The organism is Dolichospermum sp. UHCC 0259, assembly GCF_009711935.1.
In the GTDB taxonomy this organism is placed as follows: domain Bacteria; phylum Cyanobacteriota; class Cyanobacteriia; order Cyanobacteriales; family Nostocaceae; genus Dolichospermum.
The window spans coordinates 1-5,234 of the sequence record NZ_VIKX01000075.1; the positions used below are offsets into that span (position 1 = coordinate 1).

Genomic DNA, 5,234 nt, shown 5'->3' on the forward strand with positions numbered 1-5,234 from the left:
CCTACTTCTACCTACCCTATAAACTCTCGAAAGTGGGGGGAGAGTGAAAAACTACCTGCGTGTATTTCTTTGAACTTATGATAGGCGGTCATACACCACTCTTTAGAGCGTTCTAGTGATCTGGGAGTTCCATGACGACCACAAACTGCTGGTGGCCATTCCCACAACGCACCTGCGACAACAGAGGTTAAATCGGGGGTGAAACGGTCTGCAACAATAATCACATTAAAACCAGCTTCTCTCAGACAAATAGCGGTTGTTAGACCGCTTACTCCTGCGCCAATTACTAAAATATTGACATTATTATCTTGGACTGGTACTGGATTGAGCATAAGTAAAGTTTCGTATTCTCAATTGGATAAGCGTTTTGATTTTAACCCCGGTTTGAGAGACTATTTGTTAAATAAAAATAAAATCGCCTAACCCTGTACCTAGTTTCAACATGAGAATTGCTATCCGAAAACTTCCCGTACCTCCACCCCATGACAATCATCAAACCTTCATATAGGACTCCTATTTGAGTTTTGAACAAATTCCGTACATCTCAAAAGTAGATCGGATATTTACCACCTGCTATAATTAGAATATTGGCTAGAAGTCAAAATAATTCATAATTAATAATTCACAATTAATAAAACTGTAGAAAATATTACAAATTCACTTCCTGACTTTAGCTATTTTCAATGCTTATCTTTTTGGTTTCTCTGCATACAGTTTAAACAACCAGAAAAGACACACAGAAGGAAATCATGAACAAATCTTATGCCACCATTGATGGTAACGAAGCTGTTGCCCGTATAGCTTACAAATTAAATGAAGTCATTGCCATTTATCCTATCACCCCATCTTCAAATATGGGTGAATGGGCTGATGCTTGGATGTCGGAGAATAAACCCAATTTATGGGGAACAGTTCCCAGTGTCACCCAAATGCAAAGTGAAGGAGGGGCTGCTGCTGCGGTACATGGGGCATTACAAACGGGGGCGTTAAGTACAACTTTCACCGCTTCCCAGGGATTATTATTAATGATTCCTAACTTGTACAAAATTGCCGGAGAATTAACCAGTTTTGTCCTTCATGTTTCTGCCCGTTCTTTAGCTACACACGCCTTATCTATTTTCGGTGATCATAGTGATGTTATGGCTGCAAGAGCGACTGGTTTCGCTTTTTTGTGTTCGGCTTCTGTACAGGAAAGTCATGATTTTGCGCTTATTTCTCATGCTGCAACTTTAGCAGCAATAGTACCATTTATGCACTTTTTTGATGGGTTTAGAACATCCCATGAAGTGCAGAAAGTTGAATTATTATCTGATGAAGATTTACAGGAACTTATTCCTTTTGAATCAATATTAGCACATCGTCAACGTTCCTTAACTCCAGATAAACCAGTAATAAGAGGAACGGCACAAAATCCCGATGTTTATTTTCAATCTCGTGAAGGTGCAAACCCTTATTACAATGTTTGTGCTGACATTGTCCAAAAGATTATGGATAAGTTTGGAGAACGCACAGGCAGATATTACAAACTCTATGAATATCATGGCGCACCTAACGCAGAAAGAGTAATTGTGATTATGGGTTCTGGTTGTGAAACTGTCCATGAAACTGTAGATTATCTCAACAACCAAGGGGAAAAAGTTGGAGTTATCAAAGTGCGGCTTTTCCGTCCTTTTGATGTTGCCAGATTTATAGAAGCATTACCAAATAGTGTTAAATCTATTGCTGTTCTTGATAGAACTAAAGAAGCTGGAAGTGCAGGAGAACCTTTATATTTAGATGTGGTGACAGCTATTTATGAAGGTTGGAAAAAAACTACATTCCCGAAAATTGTGGGGGGAAGATATGGACTTTCTTCTAAGGAATTTACTCCCGCAATGGTGAAGAGTGTATTTGATAATCTGACTCAAATTAAACCCAAGAATCATTTCACAATTGGGATTAATGATGATGTCAGTTTCACTTCTTTGAATTTTGACTCCAATTTTTCTACAGAACCAGATCATGTAGTTCGGGCAATGTTCTATGGTTTAGGTTCAGATGGTACAGTAGGGGCAAATAAGAACTCGATCAAAATCATCGGGGAAGGTACAGAAAATAATGCCCAAGGTTACTTTGTTTATGATTCTAAAAAGTCCGGTTCAATGACAGTTTCTCACCTGCGGTTTGGAACTGGAACAATTCGCTCAACTTACCTGATAGATAAAGCTAATTTCATCGGTTGTCACCATTGGGGATTTGTGGAAAGTATTGATATCTTAAAAGCTGCTGCACCGGGAGCGACTTTGCTGTTAAATAGTCCTTATGATGCTGATAAGGTTTGGGAAAATCTACCTCCAAAAGTTCAACAGCAAATTATTGACAAGAACCTGAAAGTTTACACTATTAATGCTAGTCAAGTGGCAAAAAATAGTGGTATGGGACACAGAATTAACACGATTATGCAGGTCTGTTTCTTTGCTTTAGCGGGGGTATTGCCAGAAAAAGAAGCCATTAGTAAAATCAAACAAGCCATAGAAAAAACCTATGGTAAAAAAGGCGTAGAAGTCGTCAACATGAATTTAAAAGCGGTAGACAACACCTTAGAAAATCTTCATGAAGTTGGTAATAGGTCATTGGTAAGAGGTAATAGGGAAGAAAGGCAATTAGCAATTACCAAACCCAAATTTGTCGAGAATGTTCTTAGCAAAATCATGGTCTGGGAAGGTGATGATTTACCTGTCAGTGCTTTACCTGCGGACGGAACTTTCCCCAGTGGTACTGCAAAATGGGAAAAACGCAACGTTGCTGAAGAAATCCCCGTTTGGGATGGTGATGTCTGCGTTCAATGCGGTAAATGTGTGATGGTTTGTCCTCATGCTGCTATTCGTGCGAAAGCTTATCAACCCAGTGAGTTAGTCAATGCACCGATAACTTTCAAATCAACTAACGCCAAAGATAAGGACTTTGCTAACCAGAAATTCACCATTCAGGTAGCCCCAGAAGACTGTACAGGCTGTGAAATTTGCGTGAGTATCTGTCCTGCCAAAAACAAAGCAGAACCCACCCGCAAGGCGATTAATATGAGTCCGCAATTACCGTTGCGGGAACAAGAAAGGGAAAATTGGAATTTCTTTTTGAGTCTACCAAATCCCGATCGCACAAAGTTGAAAGTAAACCAAATTCGTCAGCAGCAATTACAAGAACCGTTGTTTGAATTTTCCGGTGCTTGTGCTGGTTGCGGAGAAACGCCCTACCTTAAATTATTAACACAATTGTTTGGCGATCGCTCACTCGTTGCCAACGCCACCGGTTGTTCTTCCATTTATGGTGGAAATCTCCCGACAACTCCCTGGAGTCAAAACGCTGACGGAAGAGGTCCAGCATGGTCCAATAGTTTATTTGAAGATAACGCCGAATTTGGTTTTGGTTATCGTTTATCTATAGACAAACAAGCGGAATTTGCAGGGGAATTATTGCTACAGTTAAGTAGTGAAATTGGCGATAATTTAGTTAATGCTATCCTCAAAGCTGAACAAAAAACCGAAGCGGATATTTGGGATCAACGGGAAAGAATTGTTATTCTTCAACATAAATTAGATGAGATTGCAGAAACTACAAACGACGCAAATCTCAAATCCAAAATCCAAAATCTCAAATCCCTCGCTGATTATTTAGTCAAGAAAAGTGTGTGGATAGTTGGGGGTGATGGTTGGGCGTATGATATAGACTTTGGTGGTATTGATCATGTGATTTCTACAGGTCGCAATGTGAACATTTTGGTGATGGATACAGAAGTTTATTCTAACACCGGAGGACAATCTTCTAAAGCTACTCCTAAAGCCGCAGTTGCGAAATATGCGACCGGTGGAAAACCTGCACCAAAGAAAGATTTGGGTTTAATGGCGATGACTTATGGTAATGTTTATGTGGCGAGTGTGGCGTTAGGTGCGAAAGATGAACATACACTCAAAGCATTTTTAGAAGCGGAAGCTTTCGATGGGCCATCAATCATAATTGCCTACAGTCATTGTATTGCTCACGGTATTGATATGACCACAGGTTTACATCAGCAAAAGGCGTTAGTAGACTCAGGAAGATGGTTGTTATATCGCTATAATCCGGCATTACAAAATGAGGGTAAGAACCCCCTACAATTGGATATGAAAGCGCCTTCTGAATCGGTGGAAAAATCAATGTACCAAGAGAACCGATTTAAGATGTTGACGAAGAGTAAACCGGAAGTTGCGAAGTTGTTGCTAGAACAAGCGCAAATGGAAGTTAATGCAAGATGGGAAATGTATCAATATTTAGCGAATAGGTAATTTAGATCCCCGACTTCTCAAAGAAGTCGGGGATTTTTCGGTTCACCATAGATTTTGAATATGAAATAAATATGTGTTATTATTTTAGTAATATTTAGTCAGATTTTATTAACCTAAACTATTGCACTACCAAAGGAGTTAGTTCTATTTCCATTAACGCTGAACAAATTTATCAAATTCAAGCTATTGCCAGCAGTTATGAAAACTTTAAATGTGTTGAATGTACTGAAGCAATTAAAAGTTACTTAATTTCTCAAAGAATTCATGGGAAGTTGATTAAACTATATACAGGAGCATCTACAGGAGCAAACAGTTTTATTTATGATGAGACATTTCCTGAAGAAGCTATCTCTACTAATGGTCGTCATCAAGGAATTGTGATTATTATTAATGGTATAGAAACAGTTTTTGATAACCATCATTCTATAGGAATTGATAGAGAAGAATGGATGGCAAATCTCTTGTTTCAAGGGCTATTACATTTTGGTCAACAATTTCAAATTGCAGAATTAGAATTTTAGGAGATTGAAAGTAATGTTAGACGTAAAAAATGAATACCTTCATCATCTATTAGACAGAATTAAGCAAAGACCAGGAATGTATTTAGGAAACTGTTCTATTACTCGACTAAATATGTTATTGGTTGGCTATGGTCAAGCGAGAATGGAATTAGGATTACCACGTACAGAACAAGAAAAAGAGTTTGATCAATTTCAAGAATGGATACAGCGTAAATATAATATTAGTGATAGTAAAGGATGGGATAGTATTATTCTCTTAAATTCTATTGATGAAACAGCAGCTTTTTATAACTTTTTCAAGCTATTTGAAGAATTTTCTCATACAAAAAGGAAAGGAAGGAGGTTTAGAAGTTACAACGTAGTTTTTCACTCTCCCCCCACTTTCGAGAGTTTATAGGGTAGGTAGAAGTAG

General features: G+C 38.3%; 4 protein-coding genes. 3 read left to right on the forward strand and 1 reads right to left on the reverse strand.

What is annotated here, in order from left to right; genetic code table 11:
• Positions 1 to 11: 11 nt before the first annotated feature.
• Positions 12 to 332, reverse strand: a complete 321-nt coding sequence (locus tag FJR05_RS06080) for an FAD-dependent oxidoreductase (protein WP_254446768.1) — start codon at positions 330 to 332, stop codon at positions 12 to 14.
• A 417-nt stretch (positions 333 to 749) separates the two neighbouring features.
• On the opposite strand from FJR05_RS06080, the gene nifJ reads away from it, so the two are divergent.
• The 3 genes from nifJ to FJR05_RS06095 all read left to right on the forward strand — a co-directional run bounded on the left by nifJ (position 750) and on the right by FJR05_RS06095 (position 5,219).
• Complete coding sequence (gene nifJ, locus FJR05_RS06085; RefSeq protein ID WP_168643295.1) at positions 750 to 4,301, forward strand: pyruvate:ferredoxin (flavodoxin) oxidoreductase; 3,552 nt, start codon at positions 750 to 752, stop codon at positions 4,299 to 4,301.
• Positions 4,302 to 4,468: 167 nt separating this feature from the next.
• Complete coding sequence (locus FJR05_RS06090; RefSeq protein WP_371416825.1) at positions 4,469 to 4,822, forward strand: papain fold toxin domain-containing protein; 354 nt, start codon at positions 4,469 to 4,471, stop codon at positions 4,820 to 4,822.
• A gap of 13 nt (positions 4,823 to 4,835) precedes the next feature.
• The gene (locus tag FJR05_RS06095; protein WP_168643296.1) at positions 4,836 to 5,219 is read left to right on the forward strand and encodes a hypothetical protein; all 384 of its coding nucleotides are present in this window, start codon (positions 4,836 to 4,838) and stop codon (positions 5,217 to 5,219) included.
• The last annotated feature ends 15 nt before the right edge of the window (positions 5,220 to 5,234 follow it).

Coding starts and splice junctions, on each gene's coding strand:
- nifJ (WP_168643295.1), top strand. CDS start 750: ATGAACAAATCTTATGCCACCATTGATGGTAACGAAGCTGTTGCCCGT.
- FJR05_RS06080 (WP_254446768.1), bottom strand. CDS start 332: ATGCTCAATCCAGTACCAGTCCAAGATAATAATGTCAATATTTTAGTA.
- FJR05_RS06095 (WP_168643296.1), top strand. CDS start 4,836: ATGTTAGACGTAAAAAATGAATACCTTCATCATCTATTAGACAGAATT.